This is a genomic window from Bradyrhizobium sp. LM2.9 (genome assembly GCF_054056555.1).
In genome coordinates this window covers 1101550-1123245 of record NZ_JBSRYJ010000002.1, presented here as the reverse complement: position 1 = coordinate 1123245, position 21696 = coordinate 1101550, and the positions used below count along the sequence as shown (strand labels likewise).

The 21696-nt window shown below is 64.2% G+C and carries 15 protein-coding genes, 3 pseudogenes and 1 riboswitch; of the genes and pseudogenes, 13 read left to right on the top strand and 5 right to left on the bottom strand.

Going from position 1 to position 21696, the window contains the following annotated elements; translation table 11 throughout:
- Positions 1-20: 20 nt before the first annotated feature.
- Positions 21-2114 (bottom strand): Wzz/FepE/Etk N-terminal domain-containing protein, encoded by a 2094-nt coding sequence (locus ACVWW3_RS06655; protein ID WP_456650542.1) that lies wholly within the window; start codon positions 2112-2114, stop codon positions 21-23.
- A 283-nt stretch (positions 2115-2397) separates the two neighbouring features.
- On the opposite strand from ACVWW3_RS06655, the gene ACVWW3_RS06650 reads away from it, so the two are divergent.
- Positions 2398-3573 carry a glycosyltransferase family 4 protein gene (locus ACVWW3_RS06650; protein ID WP_456650543.1) on the top strand — a complete coding sequence of 392 codons (1176 nt, stop codon included), beginning with the start codon at positions 2398-2400 and terminating at the stop codon, positions 3571-3573.
- 30 nt (positions 3574-3603) lie between these two features.
- Positions 3604-5139: a glucosamine inositolphosphorylceramide transferase family protein gene (locus ACVWW3_RS06645; protein WP_456650544.1), complete on the top strand. Its 1536-nt coding sequence runs from the start codon at positions 3604-3606 to the stop codon at positions 5137-5139.
- Positions 5140-5197: 58 nt separating this feature from the next.
- Here the strand turns inward: ACVWW3_RS06645 and ACVWW3_RS06640 are convergent, their stop codons facing one another.
- Positions 5198-6121, bottom strand: coding sequence for a LysR substrate-binding domain-containing protein (locus tag ACVWW3_RS06640; RefSeq protein ID WP_456650545.1), 924 nt, complete (start codon positions 6119-6121; stop codon positions 5198-5200).
- A 108-nt stretch (positions 6122-6229) separates the two neighbouring features.
- Here ACVWW3_RS06640 and ACVWW3_RS06635 point away from each other — a divergent pair.
- The 11 genes and pseudogenes from ACVWW3_RS06635 to ACVWW3_RS06585 all read left to right on the top strand — a co-directional run bounded on the left by ACVWW3_RS06635 (position 6230) and on the right by ACVWW3_RS06585 (position 17111).
- A pseudogene (locus ACVWW3_RS06635) lies at positions 6230-6555 on the top strand (Dabb family protein).
- Positions 6552-7631 carry a maleylacetate reductase gene (locus ACVWW3_RS06630; protein ID WP_456650546.1) on the top strand — a complete coding sequence of 360 codons (1080 nt, stop codon included), beginning with the start codon at positions 6552-6554 and terminating at the stop codon, positions 7629-7631. The pseudogene ACVWW3_RS06635 and the gene ACVWW3_RS06630 overlap by 4 nt, the downstream one beginning before the upstream one ends.
- 4 nt (positions 7632-7635) lie before the next feature.
- Positions 7636-9000 carry an amidohydrolase family protein gene (locus ACVWW3_RS06625; RefSeq protein WP_456650547.1) on the top strand — a complete coding sequence of 455 codons (1365 nt, stop codon included), beginning with the start codon at positions 7636-7638 and terminating at the stop codon, positions 8998-9000.
- Between the two features lie 20 nt (positions 9001-9020).
- The gene (locus ACVWW3_RS06620; protein ID WP_456650548.1) at positions 9021-9923 is read left to right on the top strand and encodes an NAD(P)-dependent oxidoreductase; all 903 of its coding nucleotides are present in this window, start codon (positions 9021-9023) and stop codon (positions 9921-9923) included.
- Positions 9924-9938: 15 nt separating this feature from the next.
- On the top strand, positions 9939-10823 hold the full coding sequence (locus ACVWW3_RS06615) for an intradiol ring-cleavage dioxygenase (RefSeq protein ID WP_456650549.1): 885 nt from the start codon (positions 9939-9941) through the stop codon (positions 10821-10823).
- Between the two features lie 57 nt (positions 10824-10880).
- Positions 10881-12278: an FAD-linked oxidase C-terminal domain-containing protein gene (locus ACVWW3_RS06610; protein WP_456671909.1), complete on the top strand. Its 1398-nt coding sequence runs from the start codon at positions 10881-10883 to the stop codon at positions 12276-12278.
- On the top strand, positions 12275-13801 hold the full coding sequence (locus tag ACVWW3_RS06605) for a sugar ABC transporter ATP-binding protein (RefSeq protein ID WP_456650551.1): 1527 nt from the start codon (positions 12275-12277) through the stop codon (positions 13799-13801). Before ACVWW3_RS06610 ends, ACVWW3_RS06605 begins: the two co-directional genes overlap by 4 nt.
- Entirely contained in the window at positions 13794-14744 is a 951-nt protein-coding gene (locus ACVWW3_RS06600; protein WP_456650552.1) for an ABC transporter permease, read from the top strand. The genes ACVWW3_RS06605 and ACVWW3_RS06600 overlap by 8 nt, the downstream gene beginning before the upstream one ends.
- Positions 14741-15720 (top strand): annotated as a pseudogene (locus ACVWW3_RS06595) (ABC transporter permease). Before ACVWW3_RS06600 ends, ACVWW3_RS06595 begins: the two are co-directional and overlap by 4 nt.
- Positions 15721-15761: 41 nt before the next feature.
- Positions 15762-16748, top strand: coding sequence for a sugar ABC transporter substrate-binding protein (locus ACVWW3_RS06590; RefSeq protein ID WP_456650553.1), 987 nt, complete (start codon positions 15762-15764; stop codon positions 16746-16748).
- A gap of 75 nt (positions 16749-16823) precedes the next feature.
- Entirely contained in the window at positions 16824-17111 is a 288-nt protein-coding gene (locus ACVWW3_RS06585) for a YciI family protein (RefSeq protein ID WP_456650554.1), read from the top strand.
- Here ACVWW3_RS06585 and ACVWW3_RS06580 read toward each other — a convergent pair.
- The 3 genes and pseudogenes from ACVWW3_RS06580 to ACVWW3_RS06570 form a co-directional block, all read right to left on the bottom strand.
- Positions 17083-17370, bottom strand: a complete 288-nt coding sequence (locus ACVWW3_RS06580; protein ID WP_456652140.1) for a hypothetical protein — start codon at positions 17368-17370, stop codon at positions 17083-17085. The genes ACVWW3_RS06585 and ACVWW3_RS06580 overlap by 29 nt on opposite strands.
- 118 nt (positions 17371-17488) lie before the next feature.
- Positions 17489-18958, bottom strand: a complete 1470-nt coding sequence (locus ACVWW3_RS06575; protein ID WP_456650555.1) for a PepSY domain-containing protein — start codon at positions 18956-18958, stop codon at positions 17489-17491.
- An 11-nt stretch (positions 18959-18969) separates the two neighbouring features.
- Positions 18970-21316, bottom strand: a pseudogene (locus ACVWW3_RS06570) (TonB-dependent receptor).
- A gap of 113 nt (positions 21317-21429) precedes the next feature.
- A riboswitch (cobalamin riboswitch) is annotated at positions 21430-21631 on the bottom strand.
- Between the last annotated feature and the right edge of the window lie 65 nt (positions 21632-21696).

Sequence of the window (21696 nt, the reverse complement as noted above, 5' to 3'; positions counted from 1 at the left end):
AATCAGTTGCCGGCGTGGCGTCAACCAGCCAGCCCCCGCACTTCGCCGCGACGGGACGCCGACGGGCCCGCCGGCACACGGTTGACGACGATGCCGGTCGGCACACCGACAAACCGGGAGAGCGCAGCAATAGCCCTGCGCATTGCGGCTGAATCGACCGCGTCTTCGCGAGCGACCAGGATGACAAGATCGGCGTGAGCCGCCAGCGCCGCCGCCTCCGGCTGCAAGGCCAGAGAGGTGGCGTGGACGACGATCAGATCGAACTCCGAACGAATATCGTCCGCGGGCTGTGGCTCGGGCCTCTTGCCGGCGCCCAGGAGCTCGTCGACGCTGCCAAAGTCCGCGGTGGTCATGCCGTCGGCCTGGCCGTTGGCGAGGCCAGCCCCGGCACCGCCGAGGTCCGGCTCGACCCGGATCAGGACGCTCAGCTTCCCCGTGTTCACGGCCCATCGGTTCAGCGACCGCGCGACGGTGTTGCCGCCGGCCCGCTTGCCGACCGAGATCACGAGGACGACCTTGCCACGAGGTCCCGGCACCTTCTCCAGCCGCTCCAGCAACGGACGCAGATGGGGACTGAGATCGAGTTCGGTGGTCGCGGACACCGGCCCTTGCCAGATGTTTCTAGGGATTTCGCCGGGCGTCAGGTCGGGAATGCGGGCCCACACGGGCGGACGTGACCAGGTCGCGGGCTGGCGCGGAGCCGGTTCGGGGTCGCGGATATCAGGAGCGGATTTGTCCGATCCGCGTCCCGTGGCGGCGACGACCGCCGTCGATGTCAGCAGCGAACCGATCGCGAGAGCGGCGAGCAGCAAAGACAGCGGTGGCAGGGTCGAGCGCAGCGGCGGAATGGCGGACGATGCAATCTTGGTCTGAGAGCTCTGCAAGAGGCGCTGCTCGTTCGTCGTCTTGGAGCGCGAGAGGAACTGCTCGTAGATGTTTCTGTTGGCCTCGGCGTCGCGCTGCAGCTCCTGGAGCCGGACCAGAGCCTGACCGTCGACCAGAAGCTGCGATTCCGCCGCCTTCATCTGGCCTTCCAGCGCCTTCTGCTGCTCACGCTGGGCCTCGTATTCCGATTTTGCGGTGTCGACGCCCTTGGTCCGCTCGACCTCGATCTGCCTGTTCAGATCGGTCAACTGGCTGTACGACATGACGAGGTCGGGATGGCGATCGCCGAACACCGCCCGCTTCTGCGCAATCTGGTCATTGAGCGCCGACCGCTGTGCGCGCAGAGCGCTCAGGAGATCCTGCTTGACGGGGCTCTCGACATTCGCCTTCACGTCGCGCTGCGCCTGCTCGTAGCGGGCCTTCGCCTCTTCGGTTCGGGCGCGCGCAGCGGCAACCTGCTGCGACAGTTCAGTAACCCGCAATTGCTGGGTGGTGGAATCCTTGCCCGCGTTGACGATCCTGTGCTCGAGCTTGAACGTGGCCACGGCGTCCTCTGACGTCTTCAACCGTTCGTTCAATGATTTGAGCCGGCCACTGAGCCAGTCGGCGGCCTCGTCGGTCGCATCGGTGCGGCTGCGGCCCTGGCTGGCGACGAACGCCTCGGCGATCGCATTGGCGTAGTAGGCCGCCCGCTCCGGCCGGCTCGAGGTGAAGCGGATGGCGATGACATAGGTCAGTCCGCGACGGGAAATGTCGAGGCGGTTGCGGAATCTCTCGAGCAGGCGCGCGGAGTCGGTGTGTCCCCCGGAAATGTCTTCGTCGTCGCGAATCTTGAGCTGCTCGATCAGCGGCTTCAGAAAGCCGTCGGACTTCGCCACTTCGACCAGGCTTTGCAGCGCGGCGCTATCCTGCCCGATACCCGGCAGAACGTCCTGCTCCGTGGTCACGCGTTGCTCGCGGGGATCGACCACGACCAGCGCGGTCGCTGCGTACCGAACCGGAATCACCAGGAGAACGACGACGCCAAGGGCAAAAATCGCGACTGCGAACGTCAGGATGCGGCGAGCGTTGTCCCGCAAGAAGGAGAGCGCACCCGCGGCCGTGAGCGCACCGCCAGAGCGTGCGGCGGTTTCACGAGCCTCGCCGTTCGACGCATTCCGAGGCTGCCACGACGCGGCGACACCGGTCGATCCGGAACTTGTCGGGTCTGCACGGCGACCGAACGTCATGGATTTTACTCGGATTCAACTGGCGAACACTGTTCAGTGGCCTCCTCCAACGTAAATATCTATGGTTAATCCGCGGTTACCCGCGCCTCATCCGACCATGACCAATTGGTTAACGCGCTCGCTTCATTTGGTTGGGAACCAGCGGAATTCTCGCGCGAACGGTGCCCTTCCGGCAGGCCGCGCATTAACTCCGTTTATTGCTAGTCGGTGTCCGCGCGATGCCCGCATGGTAGCTACGGAGTCAAGAAGGTGAACATTTCGTTTCATCAATGGATCCGGATCCGTGCTCCATTACCAGCCAAATAAGGAGTTGGGCGAGACGGCTGCGACAGCACTCCCGCCGCCCGAGGGCAGCGGACGAAAGCTGCACGTGCTTCTCGTACAGACCCAGGCCGAGAACGCCGGTGCGCAGGAGATCTCGCGACTGCTTGGCGCCGGGCTGACCGCGCGGGGCTACCGGGTCACCAATCTGTTTTTCTTCCGCAAGTCGGATTCGTTCGATGAGCCGCCTGATACGGTCTATTGCGCATCGCACCGGCCGGGACATCCGCTGGCACTGCTGCAACTGCTGTGGACGCTCGGCCGCCATATCAGAGCCACCAGGCCCGACGCCGTTCTGACGTTTCAGCACTTCGGCAATGTCATCGGCGCCGGCGTGGCGCGCCTCGTCTGCCGCGCGCCCGTTATCGCCAATCAGGTTTCATCGGCGCTGTCGATGAGCTGGCCGGTCCGTGCGGCCGACATCGTCATGGGCAGCCTCGGCTTCTTCGACCGCATCACGCTCAACTCGCTGGACATGCAGCGCGAGTATTCGCGCTACCCGAGGGCTTATCGGTCGCGCATGGTGCATGTCCCGCACGGCTTCGACGACAAGGCCCTCACCCTGTCGAAGCAAGCTGCGCGACAGAAATTCAATCTGCCACCGGATGCCATCCTGCTCGGCTGCGCAGCAAGATTGCACCCGCACAAGCGGCTCGATGCCGCGATACGCCTGTTGCCGGATCAACCATCCTGGCACCTCGCACTCGCCGGTCAGGGAGCCGACGAGGCGCGGCTGAGGCAGTTGGCGGATGAGTTGAAAGTCTCGGACAGGCTGCATCTGCTCGGCGAAATCACCCCGCGGCAGATGGCGGAGTTTCTCGCCGCTCTCGACGTGTTTGTATTTCCGACCCAGGCAGAGACCTTCGGTCTGGCCGCTGTGGAGGCCGCGAACGCAGGCGTTCCCTCGGTCGTCACCGATCTTCCGGTCTTGCGCGAAGTGTTGTCCGTCGAAGGAAAGCCGACAGCGCTGTTCGTTGATGCCTCCGATCACACGAAGCTGTCGGCAGCCGTCTCCAGGCTGCTGACGGACCAACAACTGAGCGACGAACTGCGACAAAACGCCAAAGGCCTGAAGCTGCGCTATTCAGTGGATGCCATGGTGGAGGAATACGTTCGAATTCTCGGCCAGGTCATTTGACCGGGTCGCATTGAAATGGATTGGCTCGACATGATCATCGAGTTTCGCTGTGAAACTGAGCATGCGCGGCGGTGGATGTGCCGCGAGACGCTGTCGGTCGACGGCCGGGATGTACCGGTTCAGATCGCATGGACGGCAACGGCCGAGCCGCGCCCCACCGGTCTCGACGCGCTGTTCGAGCTCGAACGTTTGGTGTTGCACAAGGGCAAGCACAGCGGCGCCGACAGGCTGAAGATCAGTCCGGAACGGATGCAGGCTCGCGCCGGCACGGCCGACATAATCGTCGATTTCACCGGCGCCGCGCGGGATCCGAACTGCTCCGCCCGGCAGTATCTCCGCCCGCTGTTCAACGGAGCCGCAGGCGAAAACGCAGCCCTTGCCGCCATTCTCGCCGGCGACCTGCCGGTGATCGAAATCGTGGACGAGGTCGACGGTGCAATCCTCGATCGCGGCCATCCCTCCGCCGAAATCGCGGCCGGTCTGAGCGGCGGCCTAGAAACGGTCATGGCGCGAACCCTGACCATGGTGGCGGCCATCCTGTCGGGAAGGCCGCGCATCGTGCCGCAGCTGGCACGCCCGGCCCGAGCCGGCAACGGCCGCCCGCCAGCGGCGTACGTCGCGCGCGGCCTCGCCGTATCGATTGCCAAGGAGATCTATCGCCTCTGCTGCTACGCCCCGCATTGGCATGTCGGATGGCGCTTCAATGATGGCGCAGGCGTCTGGCAGACCGGAGATCTCTCCGGCCCAGGCTGGAACGTCCTTGCAGATCCCGGAAACCACTTCTACGCCGATCCCTTCCCGATCACCTGGCAGGGCCGAACATTCGTCTTCTTTGAAGATCTCGACCACCGGGTTGGAAAAGGCATCGTGTCGGCGATCGAGTTCAACGACGCCGGCCCGGTCGGAGAGGTCGTCCCCGTGCTGGAGGAGCCTTGGCACCTCTCCTATCCGTTCCTCATCGAGGACGATGGTGCGTTGTGGATGATCCCGGAGAGTTCGACCAATGGGGACGTCGCCATCTATAAATGCGTTCGGTTTCCGGACAAATGGGAGCGGCACGCAACGCTGCTTTCGGGCTTCGAACTGGCCGATGCGACGATCACGCGGCACAACGGCTTGAACTATCTGTTCGGGGCCTGGCGCGACGGCACCGGCGGGTATTCGGATTCGCTGGCGATCTATTACGCCGAGCACCTCATGGGCCCGTGGTTGCCGCATGCCAGCAACCCCGTCCTGATCGACCGCGCGAGCACGCGACCTGCGGGGAATTTCATTACCGTCAATGACCGATTGTGGCGACCGGTCCAGGATTGTGCTGGCGGATACGGGGCAGCGCTCGCCTTGGCGGAAATTGTCGAGTTGTCACCGACGACGTTCAAGCAGATCGTCCGCCACTCCCTGAGGCCCGGACCGGCATGGCCCGGCAGGAAGCTGCACACCTTGAACCGCTGCGGCCGGCTCGAGGTGATCGACGGATCGCGTGTCCAACCCAAGACCCGCGCCTTCACGAGCAAATTTCCGTCGCGCGTTTTGTCGCCGCGGACCAGCGCAAACTCGGCACACTGATCAATCGGCCCGCCAATCAACTGCCGGATCATGGCAGTCGAAACTCAAAGCGTTCGTCTCACTTCGCCGCGTCGATCCAGATCCCCGGCAGCGAATGCTCGCGGATGTGAGCGACCAGGAAGTCGGAAAAGACCCTGATCTTGGCGGGGAGTCCGGCACGGTTCTGATAGGCGATGTTCATCGTCAGCAGGGGTAGCTCCCAGTCCATCAGAACCGGAACGAGACGACCCGCCGCGATATCGCTTTGCACGATATAGAGCGGCTGGATGAGAATGCCGAGCCCTGCCAGTGCGGCGCCGCGGATGACCTGGCCGTCATTGCTGTCGAGCGTCGGCGTGATGCGGACAGTCTGCGCGCCGTTGCCCTTGCGCAGGCGCAGCGAATAAGGATCGTTGGCGAGATTGTAGACCAGCATGTTATGGCGCGCGAGATCGACGGGCTGTTCCGGCTCGCCACAGCTTGCGAGATACGAGGGCGCAGCAGCAAGCACGCGCCGCATCTGGCCGATGCGGCGGACGATGATGTTCGAATCCGGCTCCTGCTCGCGCGTCCTGATCGCCACGTCGATTCCGGCCTCGATGAAATCGGAGTACCGATTGGCGGTGGTGATCTGCATGTTGAGCTTCGGATAGCGCGCGCGGAAGGCCGGCAGCATCGGCGCCAGATAGATCACAGCAAAGGACAGCGAGCTCGTGACCCGCAGTGTGCCTTGCGGCGACAGCGCGCGATCGCTGACGATGTCCTCGGCCTCCGCCAATTCGCTCAAGACCCGGCTGGAGCGCTCCAGCAGCTCCTGGCCCGCCTCCGTCAACCACAGCCGGCGGGTGTTGCGCTCGATCAGCCGGACCGCAAGCCGCTCCTCGAGCGCGCTGAGGTGGCGGCTCGCGGCAGCATTCGACATGCGCAGGGCTTCGGCAGCTTTGGACAGGCTGCCGAGTTCGGCCGTCTTGGCAAACACTTCGAGTTGGAGCAAGCGGTCCATTTTTTCGCAAATAGAAAAAGAGACTTGCGATTATTGGTCTTTATTTCCGCATCCCGCAAGTCAAAATGGCGCCAACACAAGCAAGATAGCAGGCGAGGAAACAGGGAAATGTCGGGCCCGATCAGGCACATCGTGATGTATGGCGGCTGCGCGGGGAGACGCCAGCGGAGCGTTCCGCCGCCCGGATCAAGGTCAAAACCCTGTTCGAGGGGTTGCGCGGCAGGATCGACGGCCTCACCCATATCGAGGTCGGCGTGGATGTCAGCGATGTCGACTACGCCTGCGACGTCGTCCTGTTCTCCGAATTCACCGACCACGCCTCGCTCCAGGCCTACGCCACCCACCCGGAACATTTGCGGGTGCGCGAGGCGCTGGGCGACTTGCGGATCGGGCGCTTCCAGGTCGATTATCCCATCAAAGAGACCGGCGCATGATCGGTACGTTCACCTTTGAAAACCTGCCCTGCCGCGTCGTGTTCGGCAGCGGAACGCTGGCCTCGGCCAAAGCCGAGGTCGAGCGGCTCGGCGGCAAGCGCGCGCTGGTGCTGACGACGCCGCAGCAAGAGGCGCAAGGCAAGAGTCTGGGCGCGGCACTCGGCTCGCTCTATGCCGGCATCTTTCCGGGCGCGACCATGCATACGCCGGTCGAAGTCACGGAGCGGGCGCTCGCCGAGATGAAGGCATGCGAGGCCGACTGCGTCGTTTCGCTCGGCGGCGGATCGACCACGGGCCTCGGCAAGGCGCTCGCCTTGCGCACGGGTGTGAACCAGCTCTGCATTCCCACAACCTATGCAGGTTCGGAGATGACACCGATCGTCGGCCAGACCGAGAACGGCCTGAAGACCACCGTACGCGACGCCGCCATCCTGCCGGAGACCGTGATCTACGATGTCGATCTCACTTTGACGCTGCCGGCGAGCCTGGCTGCGACCTCGGGCATCAACGCGGTCGCACATGCAGTCGAGGCGCTCTATGCGCGCGACACCAATCCGGTCACGTCGCTGATGGCGGAAGAAGGCATTCGCGCGCTGGCACGTGCCCTGCCCGCCATCGCCGCCAAGAGTGACGACCGCGAGGCCCGCACCGAAGCGCTCTATGGCGCGTGGCTATGCGGCGTCTGTCTCGGCACCGTCGGCATGGCGCTTCATCACAAGCTCTGCCACACGCTCGGCGGCACCTTCGATTTGCCGCATGCCGAAACCCACACCATCGTGCTGCCGCATGCGCTGGCCTACAACGCGCCGGCCGTGCCCGATGCGATGGCACGCATCTCGCGCGCGATCGGTACTGCCGATGCGTCGCGCGGGCTCTACGATCTCGCAAAGCGGCTAGGTGCAAAGCTGGCACTACGCGACATCGGCATGCCCGAAGGCGGCATCGACAAGGCTGCCGACCTGGCCGTCACCAACGCCTACTGGAACCCGCGGCCGCTCGAGCGCAACGCCATCCGCGACCTGATCGCACGCGCCTGGGCCGGCGAGCCGCCCGCCGACGTCAAAGCGGTGGCTTGATTCCATGCGCCGCACGCTGATCAAATCCGCGGTCATCATCAGCATGGATGATGCGATCGGCGATTTCAGCACTGGCGACGTGCTGATCGAACGCAACCGCATCGTCGACGTGCGTCCATCGATCGACGTCGGCAGCGACACCGAGATCGTCGAGGCCGAGGGGCGCATCGTCATCCCCGGCCTGATCAACGCGCATATGCACACCTGGCAGACGGCGCTGCGCGGCTATGCCGCCAACTGGACGCTGCTGGAATATTTCCGCCGCATGCATGCCGGGCTCGCAACGGTCTTCCGGCCCGAGGACATTTATATCGCGACCTTGGTCGGCGCGTTGAACCAGATCAACCAAGGCGCCACCACGCTGGTCGACTGGTGCCACAACAATCCGACGCCTGATCACACCGACGCTGCCGTGCGCGGCCTGATCGAGAGCGGCATCCGCGCTGCCTTCTTCCACGGTTCGCCAAAGCCCGAGCCGAAACCGGGCGAGCGGCACTTCTCGGAGGTGCCGCATCCACGCCGCGAGGTCGAGCGGCTGCTGGCGGGGCCCCTCGCCGATCGCGACGGCCTCGTCACGCTTGGGCTCGCGATCCTCGGCCCGCATTATTCGACGCTCGACGTCGCCATGCACGATTTCCGCATGGCGCGGGAGCTCAACCTGATCGCATCGATGCATCAGGGCGGCGGTCCCGCGAAGACGCCTGATGGCTGGGAGAAGCTGACCGAGGCCGGCCTCGTCGGCGCCGGAATCAACATCGTCCATGGCAACGATCTGCCGGACGATCTGCTGGACCGGATGGTCGACCTCGGCGTGTCCTTCTCGGTGACGCCGGAGAACGAGATGATCCAAGGCCATGGCTTTCCGATCACTGGACGGCTGCTCAAGCGCGGGGTGCGGCCGACCATCGGCATCGATCTGGAATCCGTGCTTGCCGGCGATCTCTTCTCCGCTGCGCGCGTTGCGCTCTCGACGCAGCGATCGCTCGACAACGCCGAGTCGCGAAAGGCCAGCGGCACCATTCCGGCGACGACCACGATCCCCGTCCGCGAGGCGCTACGCTGGATCACGACGGAAGGCGCGCGCATGCTCGGCCGCGAGAACCAGATCGGCTCGCTGACGCCGGGCAAGCTCGCCGACCTCGTCATCATCAATGCCAGCGATCTCAACCTCGTCCCGGTGCACGATCCCGTCGCAGCGGTCGTGATGCAGACGAGCCTTGCCAATATCGAGGCCGTGATGATCGGCGGCGTGTGGAAGAAGCGGAATGGGCGGCTGCTGGCCGACGGTCTGGAGGCGAAAAAGCAACTGCTCGTGCAATCCGGCCGGCGGCTGGTGCACGACATCGAACGACAGGGACACGCCGCCTGAGGGCGTCAAGGACAACAACAATGACAGACGCGCTAGAGAACATCGCTTTTATCGGGATCGGCAAGATGGGCCTGCCGATGTCGGTGCTCGTCGCCAAGGCCGGTTACGCCGTGACCGCGTTCGACCGGAGCGACGCACGGCTCAGCGAGGCGCGCGCGCAAGGCATCTCGATTGCCGCTTCACCGGCCGAGGCCGTGCGCGGCAAGGCCGCGATCGTCACGTCGCTGCCGGACGACACGGCGTTGCGCGGCGCGATGCTCGGCCCGACCGGCCTCATCGCCGCAATGGCGCCGGCAGCCGTATTGATCGAGACCAGCACCGTGAGCGTCGAAGCCTCCACGGAAGTTGCAATCGCCGCGCAGGCGCGCGGCGTTGCCTATCTGCGGGCGCCGGTCTCGGGCAACGCCAGCATCGTTCACACCGGCGCGCTGAGCTGCTTCGTCTCTGGTCCGAATGACGCCTACGAGAACGCAAAGCCGCTGTTCGCCGCCTTCACCCGCGCGCAGACCTATCTAGGGCCCGGCGAGGAAGCGCGATATGCGAAGCTTGCGGTCAATTTGATGATCGCGGTGTCGGCCGCCATGATGGCGGAGAGCCTGGCGCTGGCGCGCAAGGGCGGCATCGGCTGGCAGGACATTCTGAAAGTTCTCGATGACAGCGCGGTCGCCTCACCGATGGTGAAGTACAAGACCGCGCCGTTGCGTAACCGCGATTTCGACTCGACTTTCTCCTGCAAGCAGATGGCCAAGGATCTCGACTTGATCCTCGGCGCCGGCCATGCCGTCGGCGTTCCGCTTCAGCTCGCGGCTCAAGTGCGCGAAACCTATGGCTCGCTGGTGGCGCAGGGCGACGGCGACACTGATTTCATCGCGACCGTCAAGCACCTGGAACGGCTGTCCGGGCTTGGCGAACCCAAACTCTGATCGGCGGAGGCACACATGCGTAACTTCGACGAGAACACGATCACCGACGCAGTGCTGGAGCGGATCGCAGGCGCGACCGATCCGCGGATCAAGCAGGTCAGCGAGGCGCTGGTGCGCCACCTTCATGCCTTCGTCCGCGACGTGCGACCGACTCAGAAGGAATGGGAATACGGCATCGACTTCCTGACCCGCACCGGCCACATGTGCGACGACAAACGCCAGGAGTTCATCCTGCTGTCGGACGCGCTCGGCGTCTCCATGCTAGTCGACGCCATCAACCATCCGGTGCCGGAAGGCGCAACCGAAACCACGGTACTCGGCCCGTTCTTCGTGCAGGCCTCGCCCGAAAAAAACAACGGCGCTGACATCTCCGGTCCGATGGAGGGCGATCCGATGCTGGTCACCGGCTCGGTCTCGACCGTCGACGGACGTCCGCTCGCCGGCGCCGTCGTGGACGTCTGGCATTCCGACGATGATGGCTATTACGACGTGCAGCAGCTCGACAAGATCGGCGAACTTGCGATGCGCGCCCGCTTCCACACCGACCAGAACGGTCGCTTCAATTTCTGGTCGATCAAGCCGGCTGCCTATCCGATCCCGCATGACGGCCCGGTCGGCGATATGCTGGAGGTCCAGGGCCGCCATCCCTGGCGTCCCGCGCACGTGCATTTCATGATCTCGGCGCCCGGCTTCGAGCAGCTCGTGACCCATGTGTTCGTCGCCGGCGACCAATATCTCGACTCTGACGTGGTGTTCGGCGTCAAGGACAGCCTGATCCGGGAATTTGTGCGCTGCCCACCCGGCCGTGCGCCGGATGGTCGCATGGTGGACAGCGAGTATTTTCATCTCAACTATGATTTCGGCCTGAAGCAGGTCGCGAGCAGCGCAAGAGCCGCTTAAGCTGAACGACGGCGGACCAGACAAGAGTCCGGCAACAGGCGCAGACAGGGAGCAAGGATGGGACCGCGGGTCAGCACGAGCATATTGGCCGATCGCCTCACGGGCATGATCGGCCTGCGCGCGAGCGTCGCGCGTGGCGTGCTCGATCAGCATGGGCAGAGCGAGTCGCATTATCGCAACCTGCCGCCCGACATCGTCGTCTTCCCTGAAACCACGCAGGAAGTCGCCGAAATCGTCAAGCTGTGCGCCGGTGCGAATATGCCCATCGTGCCGTTCGGCGCCGGGACCTCGCTCGAAGGCAATGCGGCCGCGGTCGCCGGCGGCGTCTGCTTCGACTTCGCGCGCATGAACAAGGTGCTGACGGTGCACGAGAGCGACATGGATGTCGTGGTGCAGCCGGGAATCACCCGGAAGCAGCTCAATGCGGAACTGCGCGGCACTGGACTTTTCTTTCCGATCGATCCCGGTGCCGACGCTTCGATCGGCGGCATGACGTCCACGCGCGCCTCCGGCACCATGGCGGTGCGCTACAACACCATGAAGGACAACGTCATGGCGCTGGAGGTGGTGCTCGCCGACGGCCGCGTGATCCGGACCGCCAGGCGCGCGCGCAAGTCGGCCGCCGGCTATGATCTGACGCGGATGTTCGTCGGCGCCGAGGGCACGCTCGGAATCATCACCGAGATCACGCTGAAGGTGCATCCGGTGCCGCAGGCGATCTCGGCCGCGGTGTGCAGCTTCGACACCCTGCACAATGCCGTCGACACCGCAATCTCCGTGATCCAGTCGGCGATCCCCGTGGCGCGCATCGAGCTGCTCGACGACGTCATGATGCGCGGTATCAACGCCTACGCAAAACTCGGCTATCGCGAAGCCCCGACCCTGTTCTTCGAATTCCACGGCTCCGAGACGTCCGTCGCCGAGCAGGCCGAGGCCGCGCAGGCCATTGCCTCCGACCATGGCGGCCATGGTTTTGCCTGGGCGAAAGCGCCGGAGGATCGCAGCCGGCTCTGGCACGCCCGCGACAACACGCTCTATGCGGGCCTCGGCTTACGCCCCGGCGCGCGTGCTGTGATCACGGATGTCTGCGTGCCGATCTCGCGGCTGGCGGAATGCCTGACCGAGACCCGGCGCGACGCGGACGAGCACGGTTTTACGGCACCCATCGTCGGCCACGTCGGCGACGGCAATTTCCACATGCTGATCCTGATCGACCCGGCAAAGCCGGAGGAAGTCGAAGGCGCCAAAGCGCTGCAGGCCCGCATGGTCGCCCGCGCCATCGCCATGGACGGCACCTGCACCGGCGAACACGGCATCGGGCTCGGCAAGATCGACTATCTCGCTGACGAACTCGGCGAGGCCGTCGACGTGATGCGGTCGATCAAGCAGGCACTCGACCCCAACGGCCTGATGAATCCCGGAAAGATCTTCGCAAGGGTCGGAGCGCGCGCATGAGCACCGCCGCATTGGCCATTGAACCTGCCTCACCTGCCCCGCTGCTGGAGCTGCGCGGCATCAGCAAGGAATTTCCCGGCGTCAAGGCACTCGACGACGTGTCCTTTGCCGTCTTCCCCGGGGAAGTCCATATGTTGCTTGGCGAAAACGGCGCCGGCAAGTCGAGCCTGATGAAGGTGCTGTGCGGCGCCTACCGCGCCGATGCCGGCGAGTTCTTCTACAAGGGCGAGCCGGTCACGATCAGCTCGACCGCGGATGCGCAGACGCTCGGCATTGCCGTGATCTTCCAGGAATTCTCGCTCGTCCCCCATCTCGACATCGCCCAGAATATCTTCCTCGGCCGCGAGCCGCGGGGGCGCATCCCCGGCACGATCGATCGACGCAAGATCCTCGCCGACGCCAAGCACGTACTTGGTATGATCGGGTTTGAGATCAATCCCTCCACCATTGTCGACAAGTTAGGGGTGGCGCAGCAGCAGATGGTCGAGATCGCGAAAGCGATCAGCCAGAACGCCCGCATCCTCGTGATGGACGAGCCGACCGCGGCGCTGTCAGACCGCGAGACCGAGTTGCTGTTCGCGCTGATCGCGCGGCTGAAGGCCGACGGCGTCTCCATCGTCTACATCTCGCACCGCATGGCCGAGGTGTTCGCGCTCGGCGACCGCATCACGGTGCTGCGCGATGGCCGCCGCATCGACGGCGTTCGCCCTGCCGACGTCACGCCGGACCAGCTCGTCCGCATGATGGTCGGTCGCAACGTGGACATGACCTATCCGCGTAATTTTTCCGACAAGCCCGGCGAGCTGCTGCTCGAGGTCAAGGGGCTGAGCGCCTCTACCGGTATCTCGGACATCAATATCGAGGTGCGCCGGGGCGAGATCGTCGGCCTGTGCGGCCTGGTCGGCTCGGGCCGCAGCGAGGTCGCGCGCGCCATCTTCGGCGCCGATCCCGTGAGCTCAGGCGAGATCCTCTTCGACGGCAAGGCTATGTCCGGCGAACCGGATCTTGCCGCCCGCCGCGGCATCGCGCTGATCCCGGAGAGCCGCAAGAGCGAGGGCCTCGCGCTGCTGCGGTCGGTCAGTGACAATCTGGTGGTATCGGCGCTGCGAAAGCTGTTCCCGAGCGGCCTGTTCGACCAGCGTGGCGCGCAGCGCACCTCCGACGGCTTGATCCGGCAGCTGCGCATCGCGACGCCAAGCGCACGCCAGACCGTCGGCCTTCTTTCCGGCGGCAACCAGCAGAAGGTCGTGATAGGCAAATGGCTGGCTGCGGGATCAAAGCTCTTCATCTTCGACGAGCCGACCCGGGGCATCGACATCGGGGCCAAGTCTGAAATCTTTGCCCTGATCGATCGCCTTGTCGCGGAAGGCGCGGCGGCGCTGATGATCTCGTCCGAGCAGGTCGAGATCTGCCATGTCTGCGATCGCGCCTATGTGATGCGCGAGGGGCGCATCGCCGGGCACCTGACGCGCAGCGAGCTCACCGAGGAGAACATCGTGCGACTGGGGATGCATCATGCGTGAGGCCGCGGTCGTTTCACAGTCCAATCCACTGCAACGCATTCCCGGCGTCGCCATCGTGCTGGTGCTTCTGATCGCGGTGTTCGGCGCCATCGCGCCCGGCTTCCTGTCCGTCGCCAACCTCTCCAACGTGCTGGTGCAGTCGACCATCCTGACCATGCTCGCGCTGCCGATGACGCTGATCATCATGACCGAGGGGCTGGACCTGTCGATGGGCGCGGTGCTGACGCTGACCTCGCTCTGCGTCGCCATCGTTTCGCTCGCGACCCACTCGATGCTGCTGGGCCTCGGCGCCGGCCTGCTGGTCGGCGCGGCCTTTGGCACGATCAATGGCTGGCTGGTCGCCATCCTCGGCATCCCGCCCTTCGTCGCGACGCTCGGCACGCTCGGCATGGCGCAAGGCCTGTCGCTGATCGTCAGTGACGGCCAGAGCGTGGTCGGCATTCCCCACAGCGTGCGCGACATCTATTCGGCGACGCTGCTGGGCATTCCCGTGCCGATCGTGATGGCGCTGGTGACCTATGCGGCATTCCACGGCCTGCTCTATCACACCCGCTTCGGCACCTACATCTTCGCACTCGGCGGCAACCGGGAGGCGCTGCGCTATGCCGGCCTCTCGCCGAACCGGCTGCTGATCGCGGTCTACGCGATCGGCGGCGCCATGGCCGGCATCGCCGGCCTGCTGATGACTGCGCGGATGAACTCGGGTCACCCGACCGCGGGCCTCGGTCTCGAATTCGATGCGATCGCCGCCGTTGCGGTCGGCGGCACCTCGTTCGAGCGCGGCAATGGCTGGCTGCTCGGCACGGTGCTCGGTGTCGTCTCGGTTGGTGTCTTACGCAACGGGCTGAATCTGATCTCGATGCCGTCCTCGGTGCAGGTCGCAAGCGTTGGCGTGCTCGTCATCGTCGCGCTGTTTCTGGATGGCCTGCGGAGCCGCGCATGACCGACATCAGCAAAGACGCGCCATCGCGCCGCCGCGCTCGTTCCTGTCGCAGGACGCGATCCAGGTATTCTATCGCCTGCTCGCGGCGCTGCTGATCTGCGCGGTGCTGGCGGTGCTTAGCGATTCCTTCCTGAGCCTCGGCAACATCCTTAATGTGCTCAGGCAGGCGAGCCTGACCTTCTTCATCGCTTCGGGTTTGACGCTGGTGGTGCTGACTGCCGGTCTCGATCTCTCCGTCGGCGCCAATGTCGCGCTGTCGGCCTGCATCGCCGGCACCGTGATCCACAAGACCGGCTCGCCCGCGCTCGGCATCCTCACCGGGCTTGCCTGCGGCGGCATCGTTGGGCTCCTCAACGGAATCATGGTCACGGCGCTGCGCATCCCCTCCTTCATCGCCACCTACGGCATGCTCTGGGTGCTGAACGGTCTCACCTATTGGTACATGGCGGGCGAGACGCTGCACGGCTTTCCGGCGGGCTTCCGCCAGATCGGCAGCGGCTATCTGTTCGGCCTACCGATCCCGGTCTACCTGCTGCTGGTGTTCCTCGGGATCGGAACGCTGTTTGCGCAGCGAACGATCTGGGGTCAGGAGATCTATGCGATCGGCGCCAATCCGGTCGCGGCACGGCTCTCCGGCATTCCGGTCGCGCGCCGCCTGCTGCTGGTCTACGCGGTATCAGGCACCATGGCGGGGCTCGCCTCGATCATCTTCCTGTCGCGGCTCAATTCGGCCGAGGCCGACATCGGCGAAAGCCTGACACTGCCCGCGATCGCAGCGGTGCTGATCGGCGGCACCTCGCTGTTCGGCGGCGTCGGCACAGTCTTCGGCACCTTTATCGGCGCGCTGATCCTGACGCTGGTGCTGAACGGCATGAACCTGTTGTCGGTCAGCGCCAACTGGCAGCCGCTCGTCACCGGCATCATCGTCATTCTCGCGGTCTGGCTCGACATGAAGACCCGCCGCCGCGCGCAATGAGTTCTGGAGTTCCAACAAGCAAAATGAGGGATGGAGACAACATGAATAAGAAACTGGGTTACCTGTCGTGTTATTTGGCGCTGCCGCTGCTGATGGCGGCCGCACTCACCACCGAGGTTCGCGCCGACGGCGAGACCATTGCCGTCTTCACCAAGAACCAGACCAACCCGTTCTTCCAGACGGTGCGGGTCGGCGCCGATAACATGGCGAAGACGCTGAACGCGAAGACGCTGCAGTACATTCCGACCAAGCCCGACAGCATTCCCGAGCAGCTCAGCCAGATCGAAGACGTCGTGGTGAAGAAGCCGAGCGCCATCGTCTTCACGCCGGTCGACTACAAGGCAATGGTGCCGGGTGTCGAGAAGATCAACGAAGCCAAGATCCCCGTTATCAACATCACCGACCGCTCCGCCGGCGGCAAGTTCGTCTCCTTCGTCGGCGCCGACGATTACAGCCTCGGCCTCGAGACCGCGCGCTTCCTGCTCAAGACGTTGGGCGGCAAGGGCAACATCGTCATCATCGAGGGCGTCAAGGGCTCGCTGACCAATGTCGACCGCGTCCGCGGTTTCAACGACGCGCTGAAGGAAAACGCCGGCGCAAAACTGCTGGCCTCGCAGCCCGGCAACTATCAGCGGCTCCAGGCGCTCCAGGTGATGGAGAATTTGATGCAGTCGAACGCGCAGATCGACGGCGTGCTCGCCGCCAACGACGCCATGGCGGTCGGCGCGATCGAGGCGCTCGACGGCGCCAACCGCAAGGCGCAGGTGATCGGCATCAATGGCACCAAGGAAGCGATCGACGCGATCAAGTCCGGCAAATTGCTCGCGAGCGGCGACTACAACGGATTTTTCCAAGGCTGCCTCGGCACCATGATGGCGATCCGATCCCTGCGCAACCAGCCCGTCATCGCCGAAATCGTGCTGAAGCCGACCGTCATCACCAAGGACAATTACCAGCCGTTCGACGTGCCGCTGGAGCAGCGCAACTGCCCGACTTTCGAAGAAGCCGGCAAGCTCGGCGGCAAGTAAGCGTATCCATCAAGACAAACATGGACGGCCGCCGTCGCGGCCGTCCCAAGAATCCGAGCAGGAAACGGAGACATCATGCAATTCGCCATTCACGCCATCGACCGCACTGGCGCGCTGCCGACGCGGCTCGCCAACTACGACGCCCATAAATCGTTCCTGAGCGACACCTCGCGCTTCGGCGTCAAGATCGTGATGTCAGGGCCGCTCGTCTCCGACGACGGCGAGAGGATGATCGGCAGCCTGTTCCTGATCGAGGCGCCCGGCCGCAGCGAAGTCGAAGCCTTCAACCGAGCCGATCCGTTTGCGGCGGCCGGCATCTGGGAAAAGGTCACGATCACCGGCTTCCTGCGCCGCCAGGGCTGAGGGCGGGCAAAACCAAAAACGCGAAAACAACCCCATGCACAGTAGAACGAGGTTGTTTTTGCTTGCCAAGCCCACCGGCCGGCTCGTGGCGGACATGGATCCGGAACGAAATTTTGGAGCAAAACTGCTGTGATGGTGGATCGCCGTCGACCTTGAGCCGGTCGTAGGTCATGAAAATCTTGATTGATCCATGCCCCTGCTTCACCAGCGCCGGAATATGCTCCTCGACCGTTTCCTTGGTGGCATCGGCGATGATCATATGAAATGCGTAGATGGCGACGTCGGCTTCAAAAGACGTCGGTCAGCTGCGTCACAGGGGTCTCCGTCACATGATGGCCCCGCGTTTCGAGAATTCGGCCGGACGCGCAAGTCCCCGGCTATGCGTTTCGGCCGCTGCGGCCCGGCCCAATCGCTCGGACTGACAATGAGAACCGCAACCGGCGCCAGCCGATGACGATCCCGGTGACCGAGAACACCAGTCCCAACATACACAGTCCGACAATCAGGACTTCGCGCAGACGTGGATGCGCCATCAGGGCTGGAAAATCCAGCGTGTGCAGCGCGCCGTAGAACCAGCGATAAGCCCGCCGCGACGAATCCAGCCTTTGCAGCAAATTGCCGTCGACGCCGTCGATGTCGAACCAGAGGTCGCCGCAGCGCGAGCGGTAGACCGGGGCACCCGGGACGGTGGACTGCGCGGGATAGTCGTCGCTGTCGGCAAGTACGGACGGTACGGCGCAGCCGGCCGCGAGGCGCGCGGTCAGCCCCTGGAGCTCGTGCGCATCCAGAAATCCCGTTGATCTATCGCGGGGCGCATCGCCTGCCTCGATCAAGGTCTGGGCGGCAAGGCCCATCCGTTCCCGCCGATAGAGATTGCCGTTGACGGCAAACCATTCGATTTCACGGGCCGACAGCGATATTGGCTGCCGATCGAGCGATGCGGCCGCCGTCCAATTCGGTGAAGCGTTCATCACGCCGGCTTCTGCCGAGGTCAGTTGCCCGCGCGAGAACAGCCGCCCGTGATCCATGGAGAGCCAGCCACTGAAAATCCATGTCAGCACGAAGACCGTCGCCGCGAGACCGATGAGATGATGCAGGGCACGCCAGCCACGATAGGGTGAGCCGATCAGACCTCCGCGAAGCTTGATCCGCGTAAGGCCGAGCACAGCGCCAAGCAAAGCTGCGATCAGGGCCAGCAGCGACAAGGTCCAGACCACGCGATCCCACAGCCACCAGTTGCTTCGCAGGATCGTTGGATAGATCCAGTGCAGCACGCTGCCGACGAGATTCCAGCCGCGCTCGCTGCGCGTCGTATCCAAAACGATCTCGCCAGTGAGCGAGGAGACGTAGACCTCCGTTGCGGCGGCGTCGCCGAGAGCAATGCGAAACAAGGGCCGATGGCGGTCAAAGCCGTTCGGCACGCTCCATTGGTCATAGCCCGCGCGCGCGACAATCGCGGCCCGCGCGGCATCGAGTCCGCGGCTGCGTGCATGATCTCGCGCAATAGCCAGTGCAATGTCGGAAGACGTGACCGACGCGTCACCCCCATCGGCGGCACGGACTGCGCCTGCACGCGATGGCGCCGAGACGATATAGACAGGTCCGTCGCTGCGCTGGATCAGGCGAACGCGCGTCGCATCCCCGATTCCGCTCGCGGTCACCGCATCGGCAACCGCGATCCTCACCTCTGCGCGATCCACCGGCGCCAGTCCGGCAAAGCGTTCCGCTTCCGTCAGGGACGGAAACGGAACGAAGTGCATCACGATTCCCGTCGCGAACCACATCGCAAACAGCAGGCAGAACGCGATCCCGAGCCAGCGATGCAGCAGAACGATCGCGCTCATCATCGGTCAGCATCCTACCATTTGAACGCAGCCGAGATCTCATAGGTGCGCGGCGCGCCCAGGAGGATCTGGTCGGGATAGAACGGATCGCCCCAGATCGCATAACGCTTGTCGGCGATGTTGCGCACGCGGAAGGTCAGGCGGGCCTGGTCGACCGCATCGAACACCGTTTTGGGAATGTCGACGAAGGCGTAGACGTCCGCGACGGTGTAGGCCTTCATCGTCACGACGTTGGCATCGGTGTTGTAGCGGTCGCCGACATGGCGGCCGGTGATGCCGAGCTCCACCGGCCAGGGCGTGAAGAGGCGCCAGGAGGCGCCGGCGTTCGCGACGATGCGCGGCACATTCGGCGGCGTATTGCCGGAGAACGAGCCACCGACAAAATTGTAATCGGCATAGCGCGCATCGACATAGGCGATGTTGCCCCAGAGACGCAGAGGCTCGATCGGCCGCACGGATGCAGCCAGCTCCACACCCTTCGACTCCTGCCGCCCGGCGAGGTTGAGCTGCATGCCGCCGGCCGCGGCATAGACGTTCTTGCGCAGGATGTCATATGCCGAGAACGACCACTCTGCCCGGCTGTCCCAGAACAGGTGCTTGACGCCGGTCTCATAGGTGCGCGCAGTGGTCAGGTTGAGCGGATCGGTCGGATTGAGCAGGAAGATGTTGTTGGCTGCGATGTCGGCGCCGGTGGCGTACTGGCTGAAGAAGGTCAGACCCGGAACGGCTTCCCACGTGTAACCGATACGCCCCGTTGTCGGGACCCAGGATTTCGAGAACGGGAAGTTCGCGTTCTCCAGCCCGGTCTTGTCGGTCGAGTTGCGGTCGAGCCCGATATGCTCGACGCGGAGGCCGCCGACCAGCGCGAAGCTGCGCGTCAACTTCAGCCGGTCCTCGAACGACAGTGCCTCGTTGTCGATGCGGGCGGTCTGCTGCTTGGTCGTGAGCAGGCCGTAATAGCCGCGGTCGGGATTGACCAGCGAGACATCGTCGTTCGGGAAGTTTGCCGCGCCCGGCCTGACGAAGTCGAGATAACTCGACGAAAGCGTCGTGACCAAGCGGTTGTCGAAGCCGGCGATGTTGGCATCCCAGATCAAGTCGGTGATGTTGCCGACAAGGCGCTGGCTGTGCGCGACATAGAAGCGCTCGCGATACACCCTGTTCGTCGTGGAGTCGAACGCCTCAACTTCATTGTTGAACCAGGTGCGTTCTGCACCATAACCATAGGCCTGGCTTTTCAGCGTCAGGTCAGGCGCAAGCCTCAGCTCGAAGCCACCGCGCAGCCACACCTCCTGCGCCACGTTTCGGATTGTCGAGGACGTTGTAGTTGGTGTTGAAAGTGCGGTCGTCGATGGTGACAGCCCCAAGATCAGTCCTGTTGAAGTAATTGCCCGAAACGATCCCCGTCGTCGCATGCGAGCCGCTGAAGGCGATCGGCACCAGCGGTGCACCCCAATAGGCTTTCGAACGGTCTTCCCGATACTCGATCGCGCCCCAGATCTTGAGACTGTCCGAAATGCGGTAGTTGAGCTGGCCGGAGACGTCGAGCGTCTTGGTGTTGGTGTCGTCGGCAAAGCCGTTGAGCGAAGCACGGCTGACATCGAAGCGATAGTCGAGTCCCGCTACGTTGGTGCTGCCGCCCGAACCGTAATGCGCGCCGAACGAGTTCAGCGAGTCCCAGGAGAAATCGGCTTCGTTCCGGATTGGTCCGGTGTGCGGCTGCTTGGTGACGGTGTTGATCGCGCCACCGGCGGCACCTTCGCCCGAGATCAGCGAGGCCGGGCCTTTCAGGAATTCCACTGCTTCGAGATTGGCCGTGTCCATGATCCGCGAAGTCATGTTCTGCGGGCCGATCTTGATGCCGTTGTAGAGCGTGTTGATCTGGCTATTGGTGAAGCCGCGCATCGAGAACGCCGCAGGCTCGGCCGGGTTATCCCCTGAGGTGACGCCGACGGCGCCCTGCGCAACCTCGGAAACAGTGCGATAGCCCTGCTCGCGCATAGTTTTCGCTGAAATCACCTCGACGGTGGCGGGGATCTCCCGCACGGTTAGACCAAGACGCGAGGCGCTCTCGGGGACAGCATTGGTGTTGAGCGGCGTTTGCGCCGCTGCGGTCGGTACGACAGGCTTGGGCGCTACGGATGCAGTCGCAGGCCGGCGCGCTGCTGCGCGGCGTGGGCTCTGCGCTTCCCGGGCGGCCGGCCTGGCCAGCTTCCGGGGACGAGCGGGCGATATCTCGACGGGCGGCAGAGGTTCGCGAACCTGCTGCGCCATCGCAGCGGGCAGATCAAGGACGGCAAGGGATGTGAGCGCAGCGGACGCAAGGAAATTGCGCAGCCGGATGGCATGGACGGAAAACATGGTTCAGACCTCGGTATGACGTCAGTGGCACGTCACAGCGAACGAGGTCTCACCTTGGCTTGTCAGCCTTCCGATGAAGCCGAATGTCTGTACTCCCCGACCGACATCTTCGCGTGTGACCACGGCTGACGGCAGGTCTCCTGGCTCGCGGGTCACTACCTTGCGTCGCCTTCCCGGGACCGAGATACCCAGTGGCTCGTGACGCAAGATTCGCCGCTTACAGTTGCGGGGGCAGCCACGGCATTGGGGACAAAGTCCCCGCACCGCATTCCCTTTTCATCCCCTCTCGGGGAAACCGTCACGAGCATCTAGGATTACGATCCAGACAGAGTCAATGTGCCAGCAGGCGTTATTGCCACAACGACCAACTTCCTTGGAGA

Coding starts and splice junctions, on each gene's coding strand:
- ACVWW3_RS06640 (WP_456650545.1), bottom strand. CDS start 6,121: ATGGACCGCTTGCTCCAACTCGAAGTGTTTGCCAAGACGGCCGAACTC.
- ACVWW3_RS06620 (WP_456650548.1), top strand. CDS start 9,021: ATGACAGACGCGCTAGAGAACATCGCTTTTATCGGGATCGGCAAGATG.
- ACVWW3_RS06600 (WP_456650552.1), top strand. CDS start 13,794: ATGCGTGAGGCCGCGGTCGTTTCACAGTCCAATCCACTGCAACGCATT.
- ACVWW3_RS06655 (WP_456650542.1), bottom strand. CDS start 2,114: ATGACGTTCGGTCGCCGTGCAGACCCGACAAGTTCCGGATCGACCGGT.
- ACVWW3_RS06645 (WP_456650544.1), top strand. CDS start 3,604: ATGATCATCGAGTTTCGCTGTGAAACTGAGCATGCGCGGCGGTGGATG.
- ACVWW3_RS06585 (WP_456650554.1), top strand. CDS start 16,824: ATGCAATTCGCCATTCACGCCATCGACCGCACTGGCGCGCTGCCGACG.
- ACVWW3_RS06590 (WP_456650553.1), top strand. CDS start 15,762: ATGAATAAGAAACTGGGTTACCTGTCGTGTTATTTGGCGCTGCCGCTG.
- ACVWW3_RS06575 (WP_456650555.1), bottom strand. CDS start 18,958: ATGATGAGCGCGATCGTTCTGCTGCATCGCTGGCTCGGGATCGCGTTC.
- ACVWW3_RS06605 (WP_456650551.1), top strand. CDS start 12,275: ATGAGCACCGCCGCATTGGCCATTGAACCTGCCTCACCTGCCCCGCTG.
- ACVWW3_RS06630 (WP_456650546.1), top strand. CDS start 6,552: ATGATCGGTACGTTCACCTTTGAAAACCTGCCCTGCCGCGTCGTGTTC.
- ACVWW3_RS06625 (WP_456650547.1), top strand. CDS start 7,636: ATGCGCCGCACGCTGATCAAATCCGCGGTCATCATCAGCATGGATGAT.
- ACVWW3_RS06615 (WP_456650549.1), top strand. CDS start 9,939: ATGCGTAACTTCGACGAGAACACGATCACCGACGCAGTGCTGGAGCGG.
- ACVWW3_RS06610 (WP_456671909.1), top strand. CDS start 10,881: ATGGGACCGCGGGTCAGCACGAGCATATTGGCCGATCGCCTCACGGGC.
- ACVWW3_RS06580 (WP_456652140.1), bottom strand. CDS start 17,370: ATGATCATCGCCGATGCCACCAAGGAAACGGTCGAGGAGCATATTCCG.